Origin of the sequence: Micromonospora auratinigra, assembly GCF_900089595.1 — a bacterium.
Classification (GTDB): Bacteria; Actinomycetota; Actinomycetes; order Mycobacteriales; family Micromonosporaceae; genus Micromonospora; species Micromonospora auratinigra.
Window position 1 is genome coordinate 4,534,134 of record NZ_LT594323.1, and the last position, 24,707, is coordinate 4,558,840.

The window sequence follows — 24,707 nt, forward strand, 5'->3', positions numbered from 1 at the left end:
ATGAGCAGCGAGGACGAACGGACCGACGACGCGGCGGCGAACCGGCCGCCGGTCGGCGAGCTTCCCGGTCAGCTGTCGTTCGACCGGCTCGACGGTGGTGCCGCGGAGCCGACCGGCGAGCGGGCCGACACCGTCGAGCCGGTCGCCGAGGAACCGCCGCGACCGGTGGCCGAACCGGTCCGGATCCCGCCGCCGTACGACCGGGTGGACAAGCGACGCAACCAGCGCCGGCTGCCCCGCTGAACACGACGGAAGGGGGCGGACCGCTGACGCGGCCCGCCCCCTTCGCGGCGTAGCTGGGTGGAGCTGGACTCAGAAGTCCATGTCCCCGCCACCCGGGCCGGCCGGAGCGGCCGGGGTCTTCTCCGGCTTGTCCGCCACGACGGCCTCGGTGGTGAGGAAGAGCGCCGCGATCGACGAGGCGTTCTGCAGCGCCGACCGGGTCACCTTGGCCGGGTCGATGATGCCCGCGGCCAGCAGGTCGACGTACTCACCGGAGGCGGCGTTGAGGCCGTGCCCGGCGTCCAGGTTGCGCACCCGCTCGACGACGACGCCACCCTCGAGGCCGGCGTTGACGGCGATCTGCCGCAGCGGGGCGTCCAGCGCGATCTTGACGATCTGCGCGCCGGTCGCCTCGTCACCGGCGAGGTCCAGCTTGTCGAAGGCGGTCTTGCCGGCCTGCACCAGCGCGACGCCACCACCCGGGACGATGCCCTCCTCGACGGCGGCCTTCGCGTTGCGGACGGCGTCCTCGATGCGGTGCTTGCGCTCCTTGAGCTCGACCTCGGTGGCCGCGCCGACCTTGATCACCGCGACACCGCCGGCCAGCTTGGCCAGCCGCTCCTGCAGCTTCTCGCGGTCGTAGTCGGAGTCGCTCTTCTCGATCTCGGCCCGGATCTGGTTGACCCGGCCCTGGATCTGCTCGGCGTCACCGGAACCGTCGACGATGGTGGTCTCGTCCTTGGTCACCACGACCTTGCGGGCGCGGCCCAGCATGTCGAGGCCGACGGCGTCCAGCTTGAGGCCGACCTCCTCGCTGATGACCTGACCACCGGTGAGGATGGCGATGTCGGCGAGCATGGCCTTGCGGCGGTCACCGAAGCCCGGCGCCTTGACGGCGACCGACTTGAAGGTGCCCCGGACCTTGTTGACGACCAGGGTCGCCAGGGCCTCGCCCTCGATGTCCTCGGCGATGATCAGCAGCGGCTTGCCCGACTGCATGACCTTCTCCAGGATCGGGAGCAGGTCCTTCACCGAGGAGATCTTGCTGTTGACGATCAGGAGGTAGGGGTCGTCGAAGACGGCCTCCATGCGCTCCGGGTCGGTCATGAAGTAGGCGGAGATGTAGCCCTTGTCGAAGCGCATACCCTCGGTGAGCTCGAGCTCCAGGCCGAAGGTGTTGCTCTCCTCGACGGTGATGACGCCTTCCTTGCCGACCTTGTCCATCGCCTCGGCGATGATCTCGCCGACGGTGTTGTCACCGGCCGAGATGGAGGCGGTGGAGGCGATCTGCTCCTTGGTCTCCACGTCCTTGGCGAGCTTGAGCAGCTCCTCCGAGACGCTGGCCACGGCGGCCTCGATGCCCCGCTTCAGGGCCATCGGGTTGGCGCCGGCGGCCACGTTGCGCAGGCCCTCACGGACCAGGGCCTGGGCCAGGACGGTCGCCGTCGTCGTGCCGTCACCGGCCACGTCGTCGGTCTTCTTGGCGACCTCCTTGACCAGCTCGGCGCCGATCTTCTCGTACGGGTCCTCGAGCTCGATCTCCTTGGCGATGCTCACACCATCGTTGGTGATGGTGGGGGCACCCCACTTCTTCTCGAGCACGACGTTGCGGCCCTTGGGGCCGAGGGTCACCTTCACGGCGTCGGCGAGCTGGTTCATGCCCCGCTCGAGGCCGCGGCGCGCCTCTTCGTCGAACGCGATCATCTTGGCCATACGGCGTTGTCCTCCTGGACACTCACGGGCCATCCGGGGATCCCCGGACGGGCCGCCTGGTGTACGCACCTTGGGGACGTCGCCACCTGGCGACGACGACGTCCTCCTCGGTCGGGCCGGACAGCCCGCGACGACCGGCCCGTACCGCGCCGGCGCCATCGAGACGCCGGTGCGGCCGTGGCCCTACCGCCCCGACCATTGGCACTCACCGCATGCGAGTGCCAATGACTTGTTTAGCACTCTCCCTAGCCGAGTGCAAGCACGATGCCCCCGCTCAGCCGAGTTCCGCGGCCAGCCGGGCGGTGTTCACCGGGCCTTCGTGGGCGCGCTGCTCGGTGTAGGTGACCAGCAGTGCGATCAGCTGCACCAGGTAACCCGGGACCGCCAGCACGACGCCCACCAGGGCCAGCAGCACGGCGCCCACCGCGGTGCCCGGCGCGGCCATCGGGTCCAGCCCGAACGCGGCCTGCCCGAGCAGGTCGAGCAGCGCGTTCAACCCACCCGTCAGCAACAGCGCCGCGACCACCAGCGACACCCTGCCCAGCACCGGCCCGAACCGCTTGTGGAAGATGCCGAACGAGCGACCGATCGGGTCCTGCCGCTCGAACAGGTACACCGGGCCGAAGAGGGCGACCGCGAACATCACGTAGATGCCCGGCAGGAAGCAGGCGCAGAAGCCGACCATCATCAACAGTGACGCGACGAGGCTCCAGCCCCAGAGCCCGATCGCCCGACGCCACCCGTACCGGAAGGCGGCCCCGACGCCGGCCGGCTCGCCGGCCGCCTGGCGGGTGACCACCCAGGTGCCGGCGGCCCAGCCGGCGGACTGGAGCGGCCCGAACAGCAGCACGGCGAGCAGCACCGCGCCGTAGAGCAGGGAAAAGTCCCGGAGGTAACCGTCCGGCAGGGTGGTGGCGCCGGTCGGCGAGGTGACCGGCTGACCCGTCGGGGTCAGCCAGAGGGTGAGCACCGCGATCACCGCCGCGGGCAGCCCCTGGCCGAGCAGCACGATCGGCAGCAACTGCCGCCAGCCGCGCCGCAGCACCCCGGAGCAGCGGGCGGACCAGCCGGCGAAGCCGGCGTACGGCGGCGGGACGAGCGGGTCGTCCGGGTCGAGGCCCGGCGGCATCCCGGCGGGCTGGCCGGGGTAGGCCGGGTGGGGCCAGGACCAGCCGTGCGGGTCCGCCGGGGAGCCACCTGCCGGTGCCGGCCAGGACCAGCCGTGCGGCTGCCCGGCGGGATCGGCGGGGTACGCGCCCGCCGGCTGGCCACCGGGGTACCCGGGCTGTCCCGGCGCGGGGAAGCCGGGCTGTCCCGACGCGGCGGGGTCGGGCTGACCGGGCGCGGCGAAGCCGGGCTGCCCCGGCGCGGCGAACCCCGGCTGACCGGGCGCGGCCTGGTCGGGCTGCGGGGCACCGGACGACGCCGGCGGCACCGGCTCGGTGGGACCCGACGGGGGCTGGTCGGACATGAACCCTCCTCAGCGGCAATGGCTGGAACGGCTCATGATCTTCCCTGCTGCGCGCCCGCCGCGCAGCCCCGGATCACGGCGGCGCGACCGCCGGCGAGCGACGCCGAGGGTCAGACGACGCGGACGTGCTCGGCCTGCGGCCCCTTCTGGCCCTGCGCGATCTCGAACTCGACCCGCTGGCCGTCGTCCAGCGCCTTGTAGCCGTCCATCTCGATCGCGGAGAAGTGGACGAAGACGTCCTGGCCGCCGTCGACGGCGATGAAGCCGTAGCCCTTTTCGGCGTTGAACCACTTCACGGTGCCCTGTGCCACGGTGCAATCCTCACTCTGCGCGGCGTACCACAACCCCGGCGACCGGCGGACCGGCACCGGCGGACCACCGGCCCAGCAATCGGTGATGCTGAATCAGTGACCGAAATCGCACGCTACACGAGGCGTGACGACAAGGCACGACCACAAATCGGGCATATTCCGACCGACATCCGGCCCGGCGTGACCCGGCGCTCCGGCGCTCCGGTATGCATGCGGCATGACCAGCGCGCTCACCACGACAGCGGCCGGCACCGCGACCGTCCGGCGGGTCCGGCCCGAGGATGCCGCCCGGATGCGCGCACTCCGGTTGGAGATGCTCGCCGACTCCCCGCTGGCGTTCCTGGAGACCGTCGCCGAGGCCGCCGCCCGACCGCACGCCGACTACGCGGCCCGGATCGCCGCAGTCTCCGCCGGCACGCGGACCGCCCAGTTCGTCGCCGACCCGGGCGGCCGGCTGGTCGGGCACGCCGGCGGTCAGGCCGTCCCCGGGGAGCCCGGCCTGACCGTGATCTACGCCGTCTACGTCACGCCCGCCAGGCGGGGCAGCGGCCTGCTCGGCGCCCTGGTCGACCAGGTGGCCGCCTGGTCCCGGGCGTGCGGCCGGCCCGAGCTGATGCTGGAGGTGGTGGTCGGCAACGAGCGCGCCTACCGGGCGTACCGGAAGCTCGGTTTCGTCGACACCGGCGTCCGGGTCCCCCACCCGAGGATCCCCACCCTCCACGAACTCCAGATGCGCCGCCAGGCCTGACCCCGACAGGGACCCGACAAGAGGCGGCCACGCCCAGGGCCCACGAGCCCCCGGGGGACGGGACAACGCCGACCCGAACGGGTTTCCGGGGCAGGCCGCCTCGCGGAGGGATCGAGCCCGACCGCCCGGAGCGAGGCGGTCTGCCCCGGAAACCCCCACGGACAGACCCGCCCCGGAAACCCCGACAGCAGAATCAGACGTGCCGACGTGACTGCACGATCCGGAACCGGTTCGCCACGTACGCCCCGTCGGTCAGCGCCGAGTTCGCCGCGGCGTTCGCCCCCGACCCGTGGAAGTCCGAGAAGGCCGCCGACTGGTTCACGAAGACCCCGCCGGTGAGGTTGCAGGACAGGTGCACCCCGGCGTCGATCGCCGCCGCCTCGGCCGCGTCGAGCACGGCCTCGTCGGTCGAGTAGACGGCGGCGGTCAGCGCGCCCTTCTCCCCCACCGTCTCGCGCAGGATGCGCAGGCTGTGCTCGGTCGAGTCGGTGGCGATGGCGAACGAGATCGGCCCGAACCACTCCCGCGAGTAGGTCGCCGTGTCACCGGCGTCCAGCTTGACGATGGCCGGCGTACGCACCACCGCGCCGGGGAAGGCCGGGTGCTCGACGGTCCGCGACTCCAGCACCGGCTCGCCGACCTTGGTGACCTCGTCGAGCCGCTCCAGCACGCCGTCGTTGACGATCGCGCCGGTCAGCTCGACGCCCCGGGCCGGGTCGGCGGTGAGCTTGCCGACCGCCGCGGCGATCCCGGCGGCCACCTCGTCGAAGCTCTTGTGCCCCTGGTCGGTGGCGATGCCGTCGCGGGGGATGAGCAGGTTCTGCGAGGTGGTGCACATCTGGCCGCTGTAGAGGGTGAGCGTGAAGCCCAGGTTGCGGCAGAGGCCGGTGAAGTCGTCGGTGGAGTCGATCACCACCGTGTTCAGGCCGGCCTTCTCGGTGTAGACGGCGGCCTGCCGGGCGTTCGTCTCCAGCCAGTCGCCGTACTCGGTGGAGCCGGTGAAGTCGACGATCTTCACGGCCGGGTGCAGGGCCAGGGTGGAGGCGAGCTTCTCGTCCGCCGCCTCGGGGGCGAGCTGCACCAGGTTCGGGTCGAAGCCGGCCTCGGCGAGCACCTGACGGGCGTACCTCACGGTGATCGCCAGCGGCAGGACGGCGCGCGGGTGCGGCTTGACCACCACCGGGTTGCCGGTGACCAGCGAGGCGAAGAGCCCGGGGTACGAGTTCCAGGTCGGGAAGGTGTTGCAGCCGATGACCAGGGCCACGCCCCGGGGCACCACGTGGAAGGTCTTGCTCATCCGCAGCGGGTCGCCCTTGCCGGCGGCCTTCTCCCAGCCGGCGGTGCCCGGGTGCCGGGTCATCTCGGCGTACGCGTAGGCGACCGCCTCCAGCGCCCGGTCCAGCGCGTGCGCGCCGCCGGCCTGGAAGGCCATCACGAACGCCTGGCCGCTGGTGAACTGCACCGCGTTGGCCAGCTCGAAGATGTTCCTGTGCAGCCGGTCGAGGATCTCCAGGCAGACACCGACCCGGGCCTTCGGCCCGGCGTCCCGCCAGGCGGGCAGGGCGGCGGTCGCGGCGGCGACCAGCTGGTCGGCCCCGGCGTGCGGGTAGCGCACGTCCAGCGCGACGCCGAACGGGCTGACCTCGGTGGCCACGGTCTGCCCGTCGCCGGCCTGGTCCAGCGGGAAGTCGCCGTTCAGGTACGCCTCGAAGGCGGCCTTGCCGTCGGCGGCGGCGGTCTCGCCGTAGACCCGGGGGCTGGGCGACTCGGGATAGGCGGACCAGTACCCGCGCTCCGTGATCGCGGTCAGCGCGCGGTGGAGGGTGTCGGCGTGCCTGTCGTACAGGGGGTGCGGGGTCTCCGTCATGCCCGCCATCATGCAACAGGAAGCCACCAGATCAGTAGGGGCGTGTCACAAGTCAGATCGTCGCCTGCCACTCGGTCGAGCCGTCCACCGGCCGGAAGCCGAGCTGCTCGTTGATCGCGATCATGTGCGAGTTCTCCGCCGCGTTGTAGGTGTCGACGGCGCGCAGCGCCGGCTCGGCCGCCCGGACGTACCGCAGATTCTCGATCTTGGTGAGCAGGCCGAGCCGGTGGCCGCGGTGGTCCGGATCGACGATGGTCTGCTGCTGCCAGGCCTGCCAGTCGCTGCTGGCGGTGAAGCTGAGCATCGTCCAGGCGACCAGCCGGCCGGACGCCTCGTGCACCGCCCCGGCGTGGTAGCGGCGGGCACCCCGCGCGTCGAGCGCCCGGTCCACCCCCCGGATCCGCTCCGCGTCCACCCGCTCCTGCTCCCACTCCAGCTCGCCGAGGGGGATGTCGGTCATCATCCGGCCCTCCAGGTGGGCGACGTCGGCGACGTACTCCTCCGGGGTCGCGTCCCGCCAGCGCACGGTGCGGTAGCCGGCGGCGACGGTGCGGGCGGTGCCGAGCAGCGCGTCCAGCCCGGCGTGGTCGAGCCGGTCGACCGCCAGCCGGCGGCGGACCGCGGTGAGCACCGGGCGCGCGCCCAGGGCGGCGGAGAAGGCCGCCCCGGCCGGGTCCCGTTCCGGGCCACCGGGCAGCGCGTCGACGGCGGACCAGGCGGCCCGCTTGCGGCCCGCCTCGCGCAGCAGCCGGCGGCCGTGCCCGGCGAGCGCCCGGCCCACGCCCCGCCGCCGGTACGCGGGGTGCACCCGCAGCTCGGCGTGGGCGTTCCCGGTGTTGTCGAGCTGCGGCAGGTCGAGCCGGAGCCAACCGGCGGGCACCCCGTCGAGCCGGGCCAGCGACCAGTGGGTGGTGACGCCGGCCATCGGGTGGCGGATCAGCCCTTCGAAGCGGCGCCGGCAGTACGGCGGCTGGTCCGGCAGGTCGGTCGCCTCGACGGCCGCGCCGATCCGGTACGCCTCGTCGACCGCACCCTGGTCGGCCGGGTCGAGGAGGGAGACGGAGATGCCCATGGCGGTGAGCCTGGGGCACGCACAGCGAAGGGGCCAGCGGTTTTCCGCCGGCCCCTTCGGACGTTGGTCGGGAGGGACGTTCGCACAACGCCTCCGGCGTTGGGTCGCAAGAACTTAGAAAGTCTTCGGCGAAAGCCCTCCCGCACCGAGCATCTTGCGCCGTCCGGTTCCTGCCGTCAAGTCCTTGTCGGCGGATTTTCGGCACTCACAGCAAATCGCCAGTTACCCACCGGATCTCCCCGATCCCCCGCCCGGGCGATGCGCCCCTCCCCCGGTCGGCCGAGCCGGCGGGTCAGCCGAGGAGGCCGGCGTCGCGGGCGGCGCGGAGGCTCGGCCTGATGTGGTGGGTGGGGCCGACCTGGGAGGCCACCGCGTCGAGGGTCTTGAGGCCCTCGCCGGTGTTGAACACCACGGTCTCCTTCGCCGGGTCCAGGCGACCGGACTCGACGAGCTTGCGCAGCACGGCGACGGTCACCCCGCCGGCGGTCTCGGCGAAGACCCCGGTGGTCCGGGCGAGCAGCCGAATGGCGGCGCGGATCTCGTCGTCGTCGGCGTACTCCATCCAGCCGCCGGTGCGGCGGACCGCCTCCAGCGCGTACAGGCCGGCGGCCGGGTCGCCGATGTTCAGCGACTTGGCGATGCCGGTCGGCTTCACCGGGGTGATCGTGTCGGTGTCGGCGTGCAGCGCGGTGGCGATCGGGTTGCAGCCGGCCGACTGGGCGCCGAACACCGTCCAGCCGCCGGCCGGCGCGTCGACCAGGCCGATCTCGACCAGCTCGGAGAACGCCTTGTCGATCTTCGTGAGCAGCTCGCCGCTGGCCATCGGGATCACCACCTGGGCCGGGATCCGCCAGCCGAGCTGCTCGGCCACCTCGTACCCGAGGGTCTTGGAACCCTCCGCGTAGTAGGGCCGGACGTTGACGTTGACGAAGGCGGTGTCCTCGAACTCGTCGGTCTCCACCAGCTCGCCGCAGAGCCGGTTCACGTCGTCGTACGAGCCGTCGATGGCGACCAGGTCGCCGCCGTAGACGGCGGTGGTCACCACCTTGCCCTGCTCCAGGTCGCCGGGGATGAAGACCACCGAGGGCACGCCGGCCCGGGCGGCGTGCGCGGCCACCGAGTTGGCCAGGTTCCCGGTGGAGGCGCAGGCGTACCGGGTGAAGCCGAGCGCCCGGGCGGCGGTGAGCGCCACCGAGACCACCCGGTCCTTGAACGAGTGGGTCGGGTTGGCGCTGTCGTCCTTGACCCAGAGCGGCGCGGTGAAGCCCAGCTCGGCACCGAGGTGCGGGGCGGCGACCAGCGGGGTGAGCCCCGGGTCGAGGGTCACCCGGTCGGCCGGATCCTGGCCGGCGGGGAGCAGGTCGGCGTACCGCCAGATGCTGTTCGGGCCGGCCTCGATCCGCTCCCGGGTGACGGCGGCGAGGGCGGCCGGGTCGTAGTCGACCTCCAGCGGGCCGAAACACTCGTAACAGGCGTGCTGGGCGGCCAGCGGGTAGCGCGCGGAACAGGCGCGGCAGACCAGGGCGCGGGCCGGGCTGCGGGTGGTGTCGATCCCGGACGGGGCGGGAAGCGTCGACGTCATGCCGAGGAGTTCCTCTCATCTTTCCCCGCATCGCCTCGTGCGGCGGGGACGGAATTGGCACCTGCCCGCGGGTCGCTCGTCGTCGAGCGCGCGGGTGGTTGCCGGGGCGTCATCGGGCCGTATCCCTCAGCCCCTCTGGATGAGGTATGCAGTTGTGCCCCCGAGTCTATGCGGCTTCCCCGGAACCGCCACCTGCGCTTCCCACGCAGTGAGCCACCCGCCCGCCCCCACCCTCGATTCCGCCCTCTTTCACGGAAAGAGTGGGCTCGGAGGCTCCGATAGCCACTCTTTCCGTGAATCTGCGCGCTGTCGAGGGAGCGGGGAGGGGCGGGTCAGCGGGTGGTGAGGGCGACGGGGTCGACCACGGCGGGGTAGTCGGTGACGGCGGCCGGGTGCCGGGTGGGGGCCGGGTGCCGGGTGGGGGTGGGGGCGGGGTGCCGGGTGGGGGTGGGGATGGGCTTGCGGGTGCGGGTGGTCAGGTTCGCGGCGACCAGGGCGGCGATGGTCAGCGCGGCCCCGGCCAGCTCCACCGCGCCGGGCCGGTAACCGCGCAGGGTCTGCACCACGAACGTGGTCACCGGGACCAGGTTCATGAAGAGCGCCGCGTCGGCCGGGCCGAGCCGGCGCACGCCGGTGTTCCAGGCGAGGACGGCGAGCACCGCGGCGACCAGCACGGCGTACGCGAGCTGCGGGGCGACCGCGCCGAGGTCGGCGGCGGCCGGCAGGTGCTGGAGCCCGGCGAGATCGACGACCGCGCTGGTGGCGAGCATGGCGAGCGTGCCGTAGAGGGCGGTCGTGGTGGTGTAGCGCAGGGGCGACCAGGCGGTGAAGCGGCTCGCGCCGTGGGTGTAGACGGCCCAGCCGAGCACCGCGCCGGCCATCAGCAGCCCGCCGACGCCGAACTGTCCCAGCCCGTCGAGCCGACCGCGGGTGATCACCAGACCCACGCCGACGAGGGCGACCAGCGACAGCCCGAGCAGCGCCGGTCGGGGCCGTACGCCGTCCCGGGCCCAGCGGACGAGCTGGGTGACCAGCGGGGTGGTGGCGACGAAGAGGGCGATCTGCTGCGGCGCGGCGTGCCCGAGGGCGAGGTTGGTGAGCACGTTGAACCCGGCGAAGCCGAGTACGCCGAGCAGCAGCACCTCGGCCCCCCGGCCCTCGGTCCGCAGGGCGGCCCACCCCTCCCGGGCCAGCAGCAGCGCGAGCAGCACGGTGGTCGCGAACAGGTAGCGGGCGGTGGTCAGGTTGAGCGCGTCGACCCGGGTGAGCGCGCTGGCCAGGACCGGAAACATCACTCCCCAGCTGAGGACGGCGAAGAGCGGGAAGGCGGCGTGCCGTGAGCGCATGACAGCTCCAATGTTCGAGTATCGTCGAACTAACGACCCCGACCCTAGGAGGTTGTTCGACGAATGTCGAACATCGGTTACCCTGGTCACATGGAGCTGCACGAACCCGAACTGCGTGAGGTGCCGGTCACCGCCGTGCTGGCGGCCCTGGCCGACGACGCACGGCTGCAGATCGTGCGGACCCTCTCCGAGGGCGGTGAGCACGCCTGCGGCACCTTCGAACTCGGCATCACCAAGGCCACCCGCAGCCACCACCTGAAGGTGCTGCGCGAGGCGGGCCTGACCCGGACCCGCGTCGCCGGCACCAGCCGGTACGTGCGGCTGCGCCGGGAGGAACTGGACCGGCTCTACCCCGGCCTGCTCGCCGCCGTGCTCGCCGCGCCCCGCTGAGCGACCGGTCGAAGTGGCGGCGACGGACGACGTCCCCCGACGGCCGAGCGACCGATGATCGGAGGTGGCGCGGGAGTCGTACGGTGCGGGCACCCGCCCCGAGAGAGGACACCTCCCGCCCATGCGCCGGACCCTGCCGAGCCTCGCGACCCTCGCCCTGCTCGGTCTCCTGACCGCGTGCGGTGGCGACACCGCGCCGGTCTCCTCGGCCACCAGCACGGTCACCTCGTCCGCCGAGACGCCCACCGCGCCGGCCGCCACGACGCCCGCCGCGGACCCGTCCGAGGACGCCCCGGACGGCACGCCGAGCGCCGCCCCGACGACGAAACCGGTCGTCGCCCCGAAGCCGGCCCCGCCCAAGGCCCCGGCGCTGACCTGCACGCAGCTCGGCGGCGCGCAGCTGGGCAGCGCCAAGGTGCCGTTCAACGGCTACCCGGACTACCTCCCGCTGCTGGACGGCATCTGGAACGGCGAGGACGGGGCCACCGTCGAGCTCCAGAAGCCGTGCGGCATCGGCGACCTCGACGGCGACGGGTCGGCCGACGCGGCCCGTGCGGTGCTGCTGCGGACCGGTGGGGTCGGGCAGTTCTGGAGCGTGGCGTTCTGGCACAACTCGGCCGGCAAGCCGGCCTACCGCAGCCTGGTCGACCTGGGCGACCGGAACCCGGTGACCGCGATCAGCGTCTCCGGGCAGCGGGCCACCGTGGTCTGGCTGACCCGGTCGGACGGGAAGAGCATGGCCGAGCTGGACATCGAGCGGACCAGCGTCTACCAGCTCTCCGGCACCACGGTGACCGAGGTGAAGCACACCGACGTGCCGTACACCCCCTGACGACGCGGCGTGGGCGGCCCACCGCAGCGGGCCGCCCACGCCGGACCGGTCAGGCCGGTACGGAGGAGCGCTCCACCACCGGACCGTCGGCGACCGCCCGACCGCGCCGCAGCAGCGCGTCGAGCGCCCAGCTGCCCGGGCCGAGCACCGCGACGAGCAGGAACGCCCAGCAGAACAGGGCGGCCAGCTCGCCGCCGTTCTTCATCGGCAGCAGCCCGTGCGGCTGGTGCACCACGAAGTAGGCGTAGGCCATCGAGCCGGAGGCGAGCAGCGCGGCCGGGCGGGTGAACAGGCCGACGAGCACCAGGACGCCGCAGACCAGCTGGATCAGCGCCGCCCACCACCCTGGCCACTCCCCGACCGGCACCGCGTGGCCGCTGCCCCGGTTGCCGCCGAACACGCCGAAGACCGACGACAGGCCGTGCAGCACGAAGAACAGGCCGACGACCATGCGGAACAGGGACAGCGTGGGACCGTGCAGACGTTCGGTGTTCACGTCGAACCTCCATAGACGTACGTGAATGGAGATTCAGCATGACTCATCAATTCGTGTAAGTGTATGAATTCCTTGTTACTGGGAAGGTCCCGCCCCGCAACCGGCTCCGTACGGGCTCAGCTCGTGACGTCCTTGCGGGTGAACCGCCAGAACGCCAGCCCCCAGAACAGGGTGGCGTAGGCGACCGCCGAGATGGCGCCCCGCACCACGTCGTCGGTCTGCGGGGGCGTCGACAGCAGCCCCAGCCAGGCGCTGCTGTAGTGGGTCGGCAGCAGCGCCCGCAGCCCGCCCAGCGCGGTGATCTGGTCCAGGATGCTGGACAGGATCCAGAGCAGCACCGCGCCGCCGACCGCACCGAGCGCCGCGTCCGTGGTCACCGAGAGCAGGAAGGCCAGGCCGGCCACCACCAGCATCACCACCGCCAGGTAACCGAGCACCGCGAGCAGCCGGACCAGCCCCTCGGCCGGGGCCAGCTCGGCGGCGACCTGGCTGCGCAGCGGGGACCAGCCGTAGCGCAGCGTGCCGGCGAGCAGGGCGGTGCCGGCCAGCAGCACCATGGCCAGCGCCGAGTAGGCGAGCGCCACCACCAGCTTCACGGTGAGCAGCCGGGCCCGGGGCACCGGGATCGCCAGCAGATAGCGCAGGCTGCCCCAGCTCGCCTCGCTGGCCACCGTGTCCCCGCAGAAGAGCGCGACCACCACGACCAGCAGGAAGGACGACGAGACCAGGATCGTGAACAGGGTGAAGTTCAGCCCACCCGCGGTCGCCAGGTCGGCCAGGCTGGCGAACTCGCCCCGGCCGCTGCGGTCCTCGTCCCCCGAGTTGAACTGGAACGCGATCAGCACGATCAGCGGCAGCAGCACCATGAACCCCAGCGCGAGCTGGGTACGCCGTCGCGACGCCTGCCGACGGAACTCCGCCAGGAAGGGCAGCGTCGCCGCCGGGCGGTAGCCCGCCGCCGCGCCCACCGGGGTCGACTCCACCATCACCGGTCACCACTTCCCCGAGAGTTCTCGCCCACCAGGGCGAGGAACGCGTCCTCCAGGCGGCGCCGGGGCACCACCCGGTCCACCCCGACGCCGGCCCGGACCAGCTCCGCCACCACCTCGCTGCGCGGCGTGCCGTTGGTGTCCACCACCAGCCCACCGTCGCCGTCGGGCAGCACCCGTACGCCACCGAGCCGGTCCAGCACCGCCCGCGCGGCGTCCGGGTCGCTCACGTCGAACAGCACGCTGGGCGACTCGCCGACGATCTCCTCCACCGGGCCGGCGGCCACGATCCGCCCCTTGTTCACCACCACCGCGTGGGTGCAGGTCTGCTCCACCTCGGCGAGCAGGTGGCTGGAGACCAGCACCGCCCGGCCATCGGTGGCGTACCGCTGGAGCACCCGGCGCATCTCGGCGATCTGCGGCGGGTCCAGGCCGTCCGTCGGCTCGTCGAGCACCAGCAGCTCGGGCAGGCCGAGCATGGCCTGGGCGATGGCGAGGCGCTGCCGCATCCCGTGGCTGTAGTTCTTCGTCCGGCGGTGCACCGAGGAGCCCAGCCCGGCGATCTCCAGCGCCTCGTCGAAGTGCGCGTCCGCCCAGGGCCGCCCGGTGGCCCGCCAGTACGCCTTGAGGTTGTCCAGCCCGGACAGGTGCGGCAGGAAGCCCGGCCCCTCGACCAGCGCGCCGATCCGGGACAGCACCGGCGAGCCGGGCACCAGCCGGTGCCCGAAGACGTAGATCTCGCCGGCGGTGGGCTGGGTCAGCCCCATCAGCACCCGCAGCGTGGTGGTCTTGCCCGCGCCGTTCGGCCCGAGCAGGCCGACCACCTGGCCGGGGTGCACCTCGAAGTCCACCTCCGAGACCGCGACGAAGCCGTCCGCGTACTCCTTGCGCAGCGCGCGCACGGCGAGCGGCACGCCCGCGTACTCCGGGTGGATCGAGCTGTCCTGGCGGCGGTGCCGGCGGCGGGCCACCAGGACGACCACGACGAGCCCGACCGCGACGGCGGCGAGCAGCCCGACCAGCACCCAGCGCCAGAGCGTGGCCGAGGTGGGGATCGGCTCGGCGTCGTCGACGGTGGGCAGGGTGAGCGGGCCGCCGCCGAGCGCCACCTGGTAGACGGCGGGCTCGGGCGGGCTCGCGTACGCCTGGTCGGAGGTGGCCACGACGACCCGCAGCCGGTGCCCGGCCTCGACCCGGCGGACGATCCCCGGCAGCCGGACGGTGACCGGCCGGGACTCCGCGACGGTCGACGCGAGCCCGGTCAGCCGGACCGGCGCGACCAGGCCGTCGGGCAGGGTGGCGGCCCCCTGCGGGTCGACGTCGTAGAGCTTGACGAAGAGCACCGCCTCGCCGGTCGGCGAGGCCGCCCGGATCCGGACCGTCGGCGCGCCGACCACGTCGACGGCCTCGGCCAGCGGCGCGGACTCGAAGCGGACGTGCTGGCCGGGGATGTCCCCGGCGACGCCGTCCAGCAGCGAGCCGAGCGCGCCGGCGAACGGCACCGAGGAGATCGCAGCCGGGTTGCCGTTCGGCGGGTTGGCGACCGGGCCGCCCGGACCGGCGAGCGCGATCTCGCGCCGGCCCACCCCGTTCAGCCCGGGGTAGTCGGTGACCCGGTAGCCGGTGGCCACCAGCCCCCGGTCCAGCGCGTCGAAGCCGGCGATCCGGGAGAAGGTGAAGCCGGTGCCGGGTGCCGCGCCCTCGCCCTTGACGTAGTGGTCGAGCCACTGGGCGGTGAGGAACTTGACCCGGTCGGAGTCCGAGGTGGGGCCGGCGCCGCCGTCGTGGCCGCCGGTGAACCAGGCCACCCGGACCGGGGTGCCGGCGGCGGCGATGCCGCGCGCGTTCGCGTCCGCCTCGGCCAGCGGGAAGAGGGTGTCCGCCTCGCCCTGCACCAGCAGGGCGGGAGCCTTGATCCGGTCGAGCACGCCGGCCGGGGAGGAGCGCCGGAGCAGCTCCACCGCCGCCGCGTCGGCCCGGCCCGTGGTGGCGATCCGCAGGTACGCCGCGCAGACGTCGGCGGCGAACCGGCCGCAGGACGGGTCGGCCGCGCCACCCGGGGCCCGCCCGGAACCCGCGCCGGGCCCGCCGCCCGGCCGGGGGCTGGGCGCGCCGGCCGAGGCGGGTGCCCCCTCCGGCTGGCCGGCGGTGCTGCCGGAGATGCCGGCGGGGCCGGAGCCGGCGCTCCCCCCGCCGCCGAAGAAGATGCCGGCCCAGCCCTTCTTGAACACGCCCTCGGTGGGCTCACCGCCGGTGCTCTCCGGCAGGAACGCGCGGGACAGGTCGTTCCAGGTGATCATGGGGACGATCGCGTCGACCCGACGGTCCTGGGCGGCCAGCAGCAGCGCCAGGCCGCCGCCGTAGGAGCCGCCCACCACGCCGACCCGGGGGTCGCCGGCCGAGTCCAGCCGGATGTCCGGGCGGGCGGCCAGCCGGTCGAGCAGGCGCTGCGCGTCGCGTACCTCGTAGTCCGGGTTGTCCAGGTGGATCTCGCCGCCGCTGCGGCCGAAGCCGCGGGCGGTCCAGGTGAGCACCGCGTACCCCTGGGCGACCAGGTCCTCGGCGTCGGCCCGGACCGACTCCTTGGTGCCGCCGAAGCCGTGCGCCAGCAGCACCGCCGGCACCCGGTTGCGGGCCGACGCGTCGCCCGGCAGGTAGAGCGTGGTGTCCAGGTCGACCGGCTCGATGCCGGACGGGCCGGAGCGGACGGTCACCACGGCCGACTCGGTCCGGAAGTCGGGGCGCTGCGGCCGGGCCGCCCAGGCCGCCGCGGCGGCCACCAGGGCGAGCACCGCAAGCACGGCGACGGTCCGGCGACGGCGGCCGGCCAGGGCGCGCCGGATCCGCGCGGCGTCCAGCGGTGATCTCATGCGGCACACGGTACGGCCCGCAAGCTGAGCATCTCCTGAGATCCGCCGTACGTCCGTCCGGTTGCACCGATCGGCGAGTGAGGGCGGTCGACCGCCGAAGGTCCAGAGCGGCTCAGCGAGTTGACTTCGAATCCCGCGAATTCACTCCTAACCCATCAGAACAACTCTCATGCGGGCATCCTGCCGGGCTTCCGGAACGATCCGTGTCGGCGAGATCAACGAGAAGTGACGGGAAGGCGAGTGACGTGAAGCCGACTCGGCGACAGGCGTCACACCCCCGCGCAGGTCGACTAATTTCCGGTCCGGTGCACGGGACTGCGTACGGCGACCTCCCCGCCACCGCAGCGTCGTCCGCCGTCGCCGGAGGAGACACACATGACCGTTCCCGCACCGCGGGTCCGTCGCCGGCCCTCCCTGGCGGGCCGCGCCCTGCCCCTGCTGCTGGTGGTGACGCTGCTGGCCCCGCTGGGGCTGCTCTTCACCCAGGCCAGCCGGCACACCGGCGACGACCGTGACCTGGCGGCCCGGGAACGGCTCGGCGTGCGCTACCTGCGCGCCCTGGCCCCGGTCACCGACGCGGTGGTCGAGGCCCAGTCCACCGCGGTCGGCGGTGGGCAGGTCTCCCGGGCCGCCCTCACCGCCGCGGTCGAGCAGGCGGCCCGGGTGGACGACGAGGTCGGCGACGAGCTGCGCAGCCACGAACGCTGGGCCGGGCTGCGCGCCAAGCTGGAGGCCCTGCCGGACCGCGGCCTCGCCGACCCCGCCGCGGCCTACCAGGCGTACGGGGAGGTCACCGACCTGCTGCTGGCGCTGTACCGCAAGGTCCGGGAGAGTTCCGGGCTGATCCGCGACCCGCAGCCGGACTCGTTCTTCCTCCAGGACGGCATCGGCGGCGACCTCCCCACCGCCACGGTCTACGCCGGCCGGCTCATGGACGTGCTCCGGATGGCCCCCCGTCGGCCGGCCTCCGAGCGCGCGAAGACCGGCGCCGAACTGGCCGGCCTCCAGGTCGCCGCGCTCGGTCCGGCCACCGACCTGGTGGCCGACCTGCGCGCCGCGGTGGACGACTCGGAGAGCACCGACCTGGGCGCGAACGTGCTCACCCCGCTGGACACCTACCAGCGCTCGATCGAGGCCTTCGCCGCCTACAGCACGCCCACCGCCGCCCGGTCGACGCCCGACCTGACCCAGCTCTCGGCCAGCGGCAGCAGCGCGCAGGCCGCCGCGAAACAGCTCCGGGCCGTGATCCTCGACCAGCTCGACGACCTGTTGACCGCGCGGATCGACCGGCTGGACCGGGACCGGCTGGTCAACCTGGCGGCGGTCGGCACCGCGGCGCTGCTGCTGGTGGCGCTCACCTGGCTGCTGCTCGCCGCGCTCGGCCGGGCCCGCCGGCAGGCCGCCACCGACCGGGACGCCTCCGTCGACCGGGACGCCGCCCCGCCCGAGCAGGGCGGGCCGGGCCGGTTGCCGGCGGCCGGCGACGGCCGGCTCCAACCGGTCGGCGCCGGACGCCGCGGCGAGCCCGAGCGGTGGGGGCCCTTCGATGCTGCTCGGTAGGCTGCGGATCCGGGGCAAGCTCACCCTGCTGGTGATCATCCCGTTGCTCAGCATGGTCGGGCTGGCCGTGCCGGTCGTCCTCGACCGGGTGGCCGCCGCCCAGCGGGCCGACGACATCGCGCACACCGTCCGGATGGCCAGCCGGATCGGCACCCTGGTGCAGGACCTCCAGCAGGAACGGCTGCTCTCGGTCGGGCTGCTGCTCGGCCGGGTGTCGCGCACCGAACTGCTCCAGAAGTCGGCCACCGTGGACGACGGGGTCGCCGACCTGCGGGCCGGGTCGCTGCCGGGCCCGATCGCCACCGCCCTGGACGGGGTACGGAAACTGGCCGACCTGCGGACCGGGGTGCTCGCCGGGCGGGCCACCCCGACCCAGATCCTGGAGACGTTCGGCGCGGTCGACATGGCCCTGATCGAGTCGCTGCGCCTGCCGTTCCAGGTGGACACGAACACCTCGGCCGGTCAGCAGGTGCTGGCGCTGGACGGGCTGCTGCGCGCCGACGAGGGGCTGGGCGCCTGCGCCACGCTGATCGTGCTGGTCAAGGCGACCAGTGACCCCCGGCTGGCAGCCGCGTACATCGCCTGCATGTCCGCGTTGCAGGTGGACAACCAGCGGTTCCGCAAGCTGATCACGCCCGAGCAGTACCAGCTCGCCATGCTCGACGACGCGGCCGTGGCGGCCCGGACCACCCCGACCTTCCTGGTCGACAGCGTGCGGGATCCGGTGGCCGCCATCGCGTCCGTGCCCCTGGACGCGCTCTTCCCCTCCGTCCGGTCGATGATCACGCTCGGCCAGTTCGTGGAGAAGAAGATCGTCGCGGACGTCATCGCCGAGACCAGCACCGACCAGCGGCGGGCGCTCACCGTCGCCTGGCTGGTCGGCGCGGCCGCCGCCCTGGTCCTGCTGGCCGTGGTCCTGCTCAGCATGGCGGTGGCCCGTACCGTGGCCCGGCCGCTGACCCGACTCACCCGCTCGGCCGACCGGGTGGCCCGGGTCGCCGAGGCCGAGCTGACCCGGGTCGCCGACGACGAGTACGAGGCCGCCCAGCCGGTGCGCCTCGACCCGGTGGACGTCCGGGCCCGGGACGAGATCGGCGACCTGGCCCGCGCCTTCGACCGGGTGCAGAGCACCGCGGCACGGCTGGTCGAGCGGCAGGTGGCCGGCCGGCGGAACGTGGCGCAGATGTTCGGCCACGTCGGCCGGCGTACACAGAACCTGGTCGGCCGGCAGATCGCGCTGATCGACCGGCTGGAACGGCAGGAGGCCGACCCGGGCCGGCTGGAGCACCTGTACCGGCTGGACCACATCTCCAGCCGGCTGCGCCGCAACGCGGGCAGCCTGGTGGTGCTCTCCGGCGCGGCGGGCGCGGACGGGCACGTCGCCCCGGTGCCGCTCGCCGACGTGGTCCGCCTCGCCCTCGGCGAGATCGAGGACTACACCCGGGTGGACGTGCAGGTGCCGCCCGGTGTGGCGGCCGCCCCGGCGATCGTCGGTGACCTGGTGCTGGCCCTGGCCGAGCTGATGGAGAACGGCACCGTCTTCTCGCCGCCGCACACCCGGGTGGTGGTCTCCGGCGAGCTGACCGACGGCGGCGCCCGGCTGGTGGTGACCGATCACGGCATCGGCATGAGCGAGGAACGCCTGGCCGAGGAGAACGCCCGGCTGACCCGCCGCGAGCGGCTCGACCTGGCCCCGAGCGAGGTGCTCGGGCTGTTCGTGGTGGGCCGGCTGGCGCGCCGGCACGGCTGGACCGTCGACCTGACCCCGACCACCGGCGGCGGGGTGACCGCCCGGCTGGAGATTCCGGCCGCCCTGCTGGTGGTCCGCCGGCCGGAGCGGGCCGGCGCCACGGTGGCGCGGGCGACCGTACCCTCCCGGGACCGGCGGTCCCTCCCCGAGCCGGTCCGTGCCCCGGCCCCGGAGACGACGGTCACCGAAGAGCAGCCGGTGTTCGACCCGGTGCTGCTGGACCGGGCCACCCGCAGCATCGAGACCGGCCGGTCCTGGAACGCCTTCGTCACGCCCGAACCCGCCGCCACCGGGGCCGCCCCGACCGCGTCGTCGACCACCGCGACCGCCCCGTCGGCCGCCCCGGCCGGGCCGTCGTTCGCCGGGCCGCCGGCGGGGCCGTCGACCGGCGCACCGCCGACCGGGCCGTCGACCGCCCCACCGCCGACCGGGCCGTCGTTCGCCGAGCCGGCCGAGGTGGCCGGTCCGGCCGGCGCGCGGCCCGTTATGGCCGGGCCGGACAGGTCGCCGGTGGTTGGGCCCGCCGCCCGACCGGGCGGCCCGACGACCGGTTCCGGATACGAGGGACGGCCGACGGTCCGGCAACGGGTGCCCGGGGCGAGCCTGCCCCCGGCGATGACCGCCGTCGGGCCGGTGGACGCCACCACCGCCGATCCCGCCACGGTCCGCGCCCTGGTCGAGGCCTTCCAGGCCGGCGTCCGGCGGGCCGAGGGCGAGGCCGCCCCGGCGCCGCCCGCCCCGGCCCCGCCGACGGCCACGCCCGACCGGCCCCGGCTCAGCCGGCGGGTGCCGGGGGCCAACCTGTTCGTCGCGCCGTTCCAGGCCGCACCGCCGGCCAGCCCGCACCCCGGCGACCCGGCCGAGGTCCGCGACCGCATCACCGAGTTCGAGGCGGGCGTCGCCCGTGCTCTGCGCGAAGTCAGTCCAGACCGCAGCTACGAAGAGGACCCATCACGGTGACCAGCCCCTTCCTGCACGACAACGCCGACCAGAAGACGGTCGGCGACCTCAGCCCGGAGGCCCGCACCTTCAACTGGCTGCTCGACTCGTTCACGTCGAGCACCGCCGGGGTGATGGAGGCGATCGCGGTCTCCTCCGACGGCCTGCTGATGGCGATGTCCGCGATAAAGGACCGCTCCAACGCGGAGCGGCTCGCCGCGGTCGTCTCCGGCATGACCAGTCTCGCCGGCGGTGCCGCCAGCTGGTACGCGCTGGGCGGCCTCAACCGGGTGATCGTGGACATGGCCGAGGGTTACCTGTTGATCAGCGCGATCAGCAGCGGCTCGGTGCTCGGGGTGGTCGCCGACCGCTCGGCGAACCTGGGCACCGTGGCGTACGAGATGACGCTCTTCGCCGGCCGGGCCGGCGGGGCGCTGAGCCCCAAGCTGATCGCCGAGTTGAAGAACGCCGTCCAGCAATGACACCGCCCGCGGCCGGCGCGGATCCGGACCCCGAACCGGGCGTCCGGATCCGGCCGTACCTGCGCGCGCCGGCCCCGGGCGGCCGGTGGGAACCCGGCGGTGACGCGCCGCCCGCCCCGCGACCGTTCGTGCTGACCGCCGGCCGGGTGGCCGGTGACCCGGCGATCGGGCTGGAGACCCAGGTGACGACCCGGGCGGCGAGCGGTTCCTGGGCGGTCGTCGCCCGGCTGCCACCGGAGCTGGCCGCGATCGTCACGCTCTGCGCCGACCCGATCTCGGTCGCCGAGATTTCCGCCCGGACCCGGATGCACTTCGGTGTGACCCGGGTGCTCGTCGGCGACCTGCGCGCCGCCGGGCACCTGGACGTGCACGTCGGGGACGTCGACGACGGCCTCGATCCCGACATCATCCTGCGAGTGATTGATGGACTACGTGCGATCTCCTGAATGGCCGGCCGCCACGGGCGGACCGACCGCGAACGACGCCGCCACCCGGTACGGCGGCGCGGCCGTCCCGGCGCCGGCCGCCGCGCGACCGGTGCCACCGCCGCCGCCCGCGTACCGGCCGCCGGCCGCGTCCGGCGCTCCGGGCCGGCGACCGTCCACCGGGGCCCCGGTGCCGGTGAAGATCCTCGTCGCCGGTGGCTTCGGCGTCGGCAAGACCACCACGGTGGGCTCGATCTCGGAGATCGCCCCGCTGACCACCGAGGCGGAGATGACCATCGCCGGCATCGGGGTCGACGACCCGGGGGCCGACTCCCCGAAGACCACCACCACGGTCGCCATGGACTTCGGCTGCGTGACCATCGATCGCAGCCTCAAGCTCTACCTCTTCGGCACGCCCGGCCAGGCCCGGTTCGGCTTCATGTGGGACGACCTGGCCCGCGGCGCGCTCGGCGCGCTGGTGGTGGTGGACAGCGCCCGGCTCGACGACTGCTTCCCGGCGATCGACTTCTTCGAGCGGGCCGGGGTGCCCTTCGCGGTCGGGGTGAACGCCTTCGACGGCCGCCTCGAACTCGACCTGCCCTCGATCCGCTGGGCGCTGGCGATCGACGAGCAGGTGCCGCTGGTGCAGTTCGACGCCCGGGACCGGTTCTCCGTCCGGGACGCGCTGCTGGTGGTGCTGGACCGGGCGCTGGACCGGGCGACCCGCGATCGGAGCGCCTGAACCGTACGTCGGTGGGATCCGTTTTCACGAAAGGGGTGGTCGTGATGAGAGGGGACCTGGACGAGACACTGGCCCGGCTGGCGCGCCGTGAGGAGGCGTTGCGCCGCCGGACGACGACGCCCGGGGAGGACCCCGGCCGGGACGAGGGCGGGGAGCCCGTCGTGGCCGGTGATCCGGTGACCGCGGGTGAGCCGGCGGTGGGGCGCGCGGGGCACGGCGCGTATCGGCTGCGCGGCGGGGCCCGAGCGGCGGAGCAGCGGGATCCGGTGGAGGAGGTCGCCGAGGCGGTCCGCCGGGTGGTCGCCGAGCACCCCGGGCTGGCGGTGACGCTGCGGGTGGAACAGGACGGGCAGGCGTACCCGTTGCGGATCTCCTGGTCGGGGCCGGTGGTGGCGGTCGGACCGGTCGCCGCGCCCGCGCCGCCGTCGTCCTGGCCGATGTCGGTGAAGACGGTGCCCGCCCCCGGCCGGGACGGGATGGCCGGCGACCCGGCGGCCCGGCTGGCCGAGATGATCCGGCGGGACCCCTCGCTGCTGGAGGAGACCGGCCCGCTCTGATCGGACCGGCACGGCGTGAGGGCGGCGGCTACTGTCGGGCGGGTGGCGGACCCCGACCTGACCCTCACCGCGAGCCTGCGGCCGGCGGCCCTCGACGCCCGGCGCGGCGTCGTCCGACTGCACCCCGAGGTGCTGACCGCGTTGGCGCTGCGCCCCGGCGATCCGGTGCGGCTGGCCGGCCGCCGGGTCACCGCCGGCATCGTGGCCCCGGCCGAGCCGACCGCGAGCAGCGCGCTGCTCTACGCCGACGACCTGATCCTGGGCAACCTCGGCGTCCGCGACGGCGGCCAGGTGACGGTGCGCCCGCTGCCGGTCGTCCCGGCCCGGCGGGTGACCCTGGCCGGTCCGGTCGCGATCGTCGCCGCGGTGTCGCCGGAGATGCTCCGCCTCGCCCTGCTCGGCAAGGTGGTCAGCGCCGGGGACGACGTCTCGCTGCTGCCCCAGGACGTGCTCCCCGACGCCGCCGTCCGCGGCCTGGTCGAGGCCGCCCGCCGCAGCCTCGCCAACACCGTCGGGTACGCCTGGACCAGCACCCTGCTCAGCGTGGTCGCCGCCGACCCCGGGCCGGGCGCGCTGGTCACCATGGACACCGTGGTCGGCTGGGAACACGGCACCGCCACCCGGGGCGTCGAGCCGGCCGGCTCCCGCGGTCCGGACGGCGGCGGTCCGGACGGCGGCGGTCCGGACGGCGGCGGCGCGCCGGACCTCGTGCCGACCGCGCCAGCTGGTCCGCTCGACCCGGCCGACGCGCCCGACGTCGACGAGCTTCCCGGGCTGCGCCCGCAGGCCGAGGAGCTGACCGAGCTGCTCGACCTGGGCTTCCACCACCGCGAGGTGCTGGGCCGGCTGGGCACCACGGTCTCACTGGGGGTGCTGGTCAGCGGTCCGGCCGGCTCGGGGAAGTCGGCGCTGGTCCGCGCGGTCGCCGCCCGGGTCCGCGCCCGGGTCCGCCCGCTGTGGGCTCCCGAGCTGGCCGCGCTGAACTCCGACGCGGCGGCCCGCCGGCTGCGCGAGGCCGCCGCCGCGGTACGCGGGGAGGTCGCCGGCGTCCTGCTGGTCACCGACGTGGAGGCGCTGGCCCCGGCCGACGGGCCCGGTCCGGTGGCCACCGTGTTCCGGCAGGTCGTCGCCGAGACGCTGCGGGCCGGGGCGGCCGTGGTCTGCACCACCGGGCGGCCCGAGGCGGTGGACCCCACGCTGCGCGCCCCGGACCTGCTGTCGTTGCGGATCAGCGTGCCGCTGCCGGACCAGGCGCTGCGCCGGGAGCAGTTGACCGTGCTGACCCGGCAGGTGCCGCTGGCCGAGGACGTCCGGCTGGACGAGGTGGCCGGTCGTACGCCGGGATTCGTCGCCGCGGACCTGGCCGCGCTGGTCCGCGAGGCCGGGGTCCGGGCGGCGCTGCGGCAGAAGGCGGCGGAGACGCCCACCGTGGCGATGGCCGACTTCACCGCCGCGCTGGAGGTGGTCCGGCCCACCACCATGGCGGCGTCCACCCTGGAGCTGGCCACGGTGACCCTGGACGACGTCGGGGGGCTGGGCGAGGTCAAGGACACGCTGACCGAGTCGGTGCTCTGGCCGCTGACCTACCCGGACACCTTCGCCCGGCTGGGCGTGACCCCGCCGCGCGGGGTGCTGCTCTACGGCCCGCCCGGCTGCGGCAAGACCTACCTGGTCACCGCGCTGGCCGGCGCGGGGCGGGCCAACGTGCTCTCGGTGAAGGGGGCGGAGCTGCTCTCCAAGTGGGTGGGCGAGAGCGAACGGGCCGTCCGCGAGCTGTTCCGCCGGGCCCGGGAGGCCGCGCCCACGCTGGTCTTCCTGGACGAGGTGGACGCCCTCGCCCCGGTACGCGGCCAGGCCACCGACGGCGGCACCACCGACCGGGTGGTGGCCGCCCTGCTCACCGAACTGGACGGGGTGGAGGCGCTGCGCAACGTGGTGGTGGTCGGCGCGACGAACCGTCCGGACCTGGTCGACCCGGCGCTGCTGCGTCCCGGCCGGCTGGAACGCCTGGTGTACGTACCCCCGCCGGACGGGCCGGCCCGGGCGGAGATCCTGCGGGCGGCGTCCCGCGACGTGCCGCTCGCCGCCGACGTGGACCTGGCCGCGCTCGGCGCGGAGCTGGCCGGCTTCTCGGCCGCCGACTGTGCGGCGCTGATCCGGGAGTCGGCGCTGGCCGCGATGCGCGACTCGCTTACCGCCACCACGGTGACGGCCGCCCACGTCGCGGCCGCCCGCGACCGGGTCCGCCCCTCCCTGGACCCCGCCCAACTGGCCCACCTGGAGTCCTACGCCGCCACCCACCGCTGACCCCCCTCCCCGGTCCCACCCGGCCCGCCCCAGCCC

The 24,707-nt window shown here is 74.3% G+C and carries 21 protein-coding genes and 1 riboswitch; of the genes, 11 read left to right on the forward strand and 10 right to left on the reverse strand.

Annotation, left to right across the window (positions count from 1 at the left end; all coding sequences use genetic code 11):
* Entirely contained in the window at positions 1 to 243 is a 243-nt protein-coding gene (locus GA0070611_RS20300) for a hypothetical protein (protein ID WP_091666669.1), read from the forward strand.
* Between the two features lie 69 nt (positions 244 to 312).
* On the opposite strand, the gene groL is transcribed toward GA0070611_RS20300, so the two are convergent.
* The 3 genes from groL to GA0070611_RS20315 all read right to left on the reverse strand — a co-directional run bounded on the left by groL (position 313) and on the right by GA0070611_RS20315 (position 3,717).
* Positions 313 to 1,935: a chaperonin GroEL gene (gene groL, locus GA0070611_RS20305; RefSeq protein ID WP_091666672.1), complete on the reverse strand. Its 1,623-nt coding sequence runs from the start codon at positions 1,933 to 1,935 to the stop codon at positions 313 to 315.
* A gap of 274 nt (positions 1,936 to 2,209) precedes the next feature.
* A complete protein-coding gene (locus GA0070611_RS20310; RefSeq protein ID WP_091666674.1) occupies positions 2,210 to 3,406 on the reverse strand; it encodes a hypothetical protein in 1,197 nt (398 codons plus the stop codon).
* A 110-nt stretch (positions 3,407 to 3,516) separates the two neighbouring features.
* On the reverse strand, positions 3,517 to 3,717 hold the full coding sequence (locus tag GA0070611_RS20315; protein ID WP_091666677.1) for a cold-shock protein: 201 nt from the start codon (positions 3,715 to 3,717) through the stop codon (positions 3,517 to 3,519).
* A 217-nt stretch (positions 3,718 to 3,934) separates the two neighbouring features.
* Here GA0070611_RS20315 and GA0070611_RS20320 point away from each other — a divergent pair, with 217 nt between their 5' ends.
* A complete protein-coding gene (locus GA0070611_RS20320; RefSeq protein ID WP_091666680.1) occupies positions 3,935 to 4,465 on the forward strand; it encodes a GNAT family N-acetyltransferase in 531 nt (176 codons plus the stop codon).
* A gap of 193 nt (positions 4,466 to 4,658) precedes the next feature.
* Here the strand turns inward: GA0070611_RS20320 and paaN are convergent, their stop codons facing one another.
* From paaN to GA0070611_RS20340, 4 genes are all read right to left on the reverse strand, one after another.
* Positions 4,659 to 6,332 (reverse strand): phenylacetic acid degradation protein PaaN, encoded by a 1,674-nt coding sequence (gene paaN, locus GA0070611_RS20325; RefSeq protein ID WP_197675753.1) that lies wholly within the window; start codon positions 6,330 to 6,332, stop codon positions 4,659 to 4,661.
* A gap of 52 nt (positions 6,333 to 6,384) precedes the next feature.
* On the reverse strand, positions 6,385 to 7,404 hold the full coding sequence (locus GA0070611_RS20330) for a GNAT family N-acetyltransferase (RefSeq protein ID WP_091666685.1): 1,020 nt from the start codon (positions 7,402 to 7,404) through the stop codon (positions 6,385 to 6,387).
* Positions 7,405 to 7,696: 292 nt separating this feature from the next.
* Positions 7,697 to 8,986 (reverse strand): threonine synthase, encoded by a 1,290-nt coding sequence (gene thrC / locus GA0070611_RS20335; protein ID WP_091666687.1) that lies wholly within the window; start codon positions 8,984 to 8,986, stop codon positions 7,697 to 7,699.
* Between the two features lie 12 nt (positions 8,987 to 8,998).
* Positions 8,999 to 9,132: riboswitch (SAM riboswitch) on the reverse strand.
* Between the two features lie 186 nt (positions 9,133 to 9,318).
* Positions 9,319 to 10,332: an EamA family transporter gene (locus GA0070611_RS20340; protein ID WP_091666689.1), complete on the reverse strand. Its 1,014-nt coding sequence runs from the start codon at positions 10,330 to 10,332 to the stop codon at positions 9,319 to 9,321.
* 90 nt (positions 10,333 to 10,422) lie between these two features.
* Here GA0070611_RS20340 and GA0070611_RS20345 point away from each other — a divergent pair, with 90 nt between their 5' ends.
* Together GA0070611_RS20345 and GA0070611_RS20350 are read left to right on the forward strand one after the other, a co-directional pair.
* Positions 10,423 to 10,722 carry an ArsR/SmtB family transcription factor gene (locus GA0070611_RS20345; RefSeq protein WP_091666692.1) on the forward strand — a complete coding sequence of 100 codons (300 nt, stop codon included), beginning with the start codon at positions 10,423 to 10,425 and terminating at the stop codon, positions 10,720 to 10,722.
* 121 nt (positions 10,723 to 10,843) lie between these two features.
* Complete coding sequence (locus GA0070611_RS20350) at positions 10,844 to 11,554, forward strand: hypothetical protein (protein ID WP_091666695.1); 711 nt, start codon at positions 10,844 to 10,846, stop codon at positions 11,552 to 11,554.
* 49 nt (positions 11,555 to 11,603) lie between these two features.
* Here the strand turns inward: GA0070611_RS20350 and GA0070611_RS20355 are convergent, their stop codons facing one another.
* The 3 genes from GA0070611_RS20355 to GA0070611_RS20365 all read right to left on the reverse strand — a co-directional run bounded on the left by GA0070611_RS20355 (position 11,604) and on the right by GA0070611_RS20365 (position 15,909).
* Positions 11,604 to 12,050 (reverse strand): DoxX family protein, encoded by a 447-nt coding sequence (locus GA0070611_RS20355; protein ID WP_091666698.1) that lies wholly within the window; start codon positions 12,048 to 12,050, stop codon positions 11,604 to 11,606.
* 116 nt (positions 12,051 to 12,166) lie between these two features.
* A complete protein-coding gene (locus tag GA0070611_RS20360) occupies positions 12,167 to 13,036 on the reverse strand; it encodes an ABC transporter permease (protein WP_091666700.1) in 870 nt (289 codons plus the stop codon).
* Entirely contained in the window at positions 13,036 to 15,909 is a 2,874-nt protein-coding gene (locus GA0070611_RS20365; RefSeq protein WP_091666702.1) for an alpha/beta fold hydrolase, read from the reverse strand. Before GA0070611_RS20365 ends, GA0070611_RS20360 begins: the two co-directional genes overlap by 1 nt.
* 375 nt (positions 15,910 to 16,284) lie before the next feature.
* Between GA0070611_RS20365 and GA0070611_RS20370 the strand changes: the two genes are divergently transcribed.
* Genes GA0070611_RS20370 through GA0070611_RS20400 form a run of 7 tightly spaced genes read left to right on the forward strand, consistent with a single transcriptional unit; the run spans position 16,285 to position 24,671 of the window.
* The gene (locus GA0070611_RS20370; protein ID WP_091666705.1) at positions 16,285 to 17,469 is read left to right on the forward strand and encodes a hypothetical protein; all 1,185 of its coding nucleotides are present in this window, start codon (positions 16,285 to 16,287) and stop codon (positions 17,467 to 17,469) included.
* Entirely contained in the window at positions 17,456 to 20,179 is a 2,724-nt protein-coding gene (locus GA0070611_RS20375; protein WP_091666707.1) for a sensor histidine kinase, read from the forward strand. The genes GA0070611_RS20370 and GA0070611_RS20375 overlap by 14 nt, the downstream gene beginning before the upstream one ends.
* Complete coding sequence (locus GA0070611_RS20380; RefSeq protein ID WP_091666710.1) at positions 20,176 to 20,640, forward strand: roadblock/LC7 domain-containing protein; 465 nt, start codon at positions 20,176 to 20,178, stop codon at positions 20,638 to 20,640. The genes GA0070611_RS20375 and GA0070611_RS20380 overlap by 4 nt, the downstream gene beginning before the upstream one ends.
* On the forward strand, positions 20,637 to 21,086 hold the full coding sequence (locus tag GA0070611_RS20385) for a DUF742 domain-containing protein (protein WP_091666713.1): 450 nt from the start codon (positions 20,637 to 20,639) through the stop codon (positions 21,084 to 21,086). The genes GA0070611_RS20380 and GA0070611_RS20385 overlap by 4 nt, the downstream gene beginning before the upstream one ends.
* A complete protein-coding gene (locus GA0070611_RS20390) occupies positions 21,064 to 21,807 on the forward strand; it encodes a GTP-binding protein (protein ID WP_197675754.1) in 744 nt (247 codons plus the stop codon). Before GA0070611_RS20385 ends, GA0070611_RS20390 begins: the two co-directional genes overlap by 23 nt.
* A gap of 44 nt (positions 21,808 to 21,851) precedes the next feature.
* On the forward strand, positions 21,852 to 22,364 hold the full coding sequence (locus GA0070611_RS20395; protein ID WP_091673189.1) for a hypothetical protein: 513 nt from the start codon (positions 21,852 to 21,854) through the stop codon (positions 22,362 to 22,364).
* A 42-nt stretch (positions 22,365 to 22,406) separates the two neighbouring features.
* Positions 22,407 to 24,671, forward strand: coding sequence for an AAA family ATPase (locus tag GA0070611_RS20400; protein ID WP_091666715.1), 2,265 nt, complete (start codon positions 22,407 to 22,409; stop codon positions 24,669 to 24,671).
* The last annotated feature ends 36 nt before the right edge of the window (positions 24,672 to 24,707 follow it).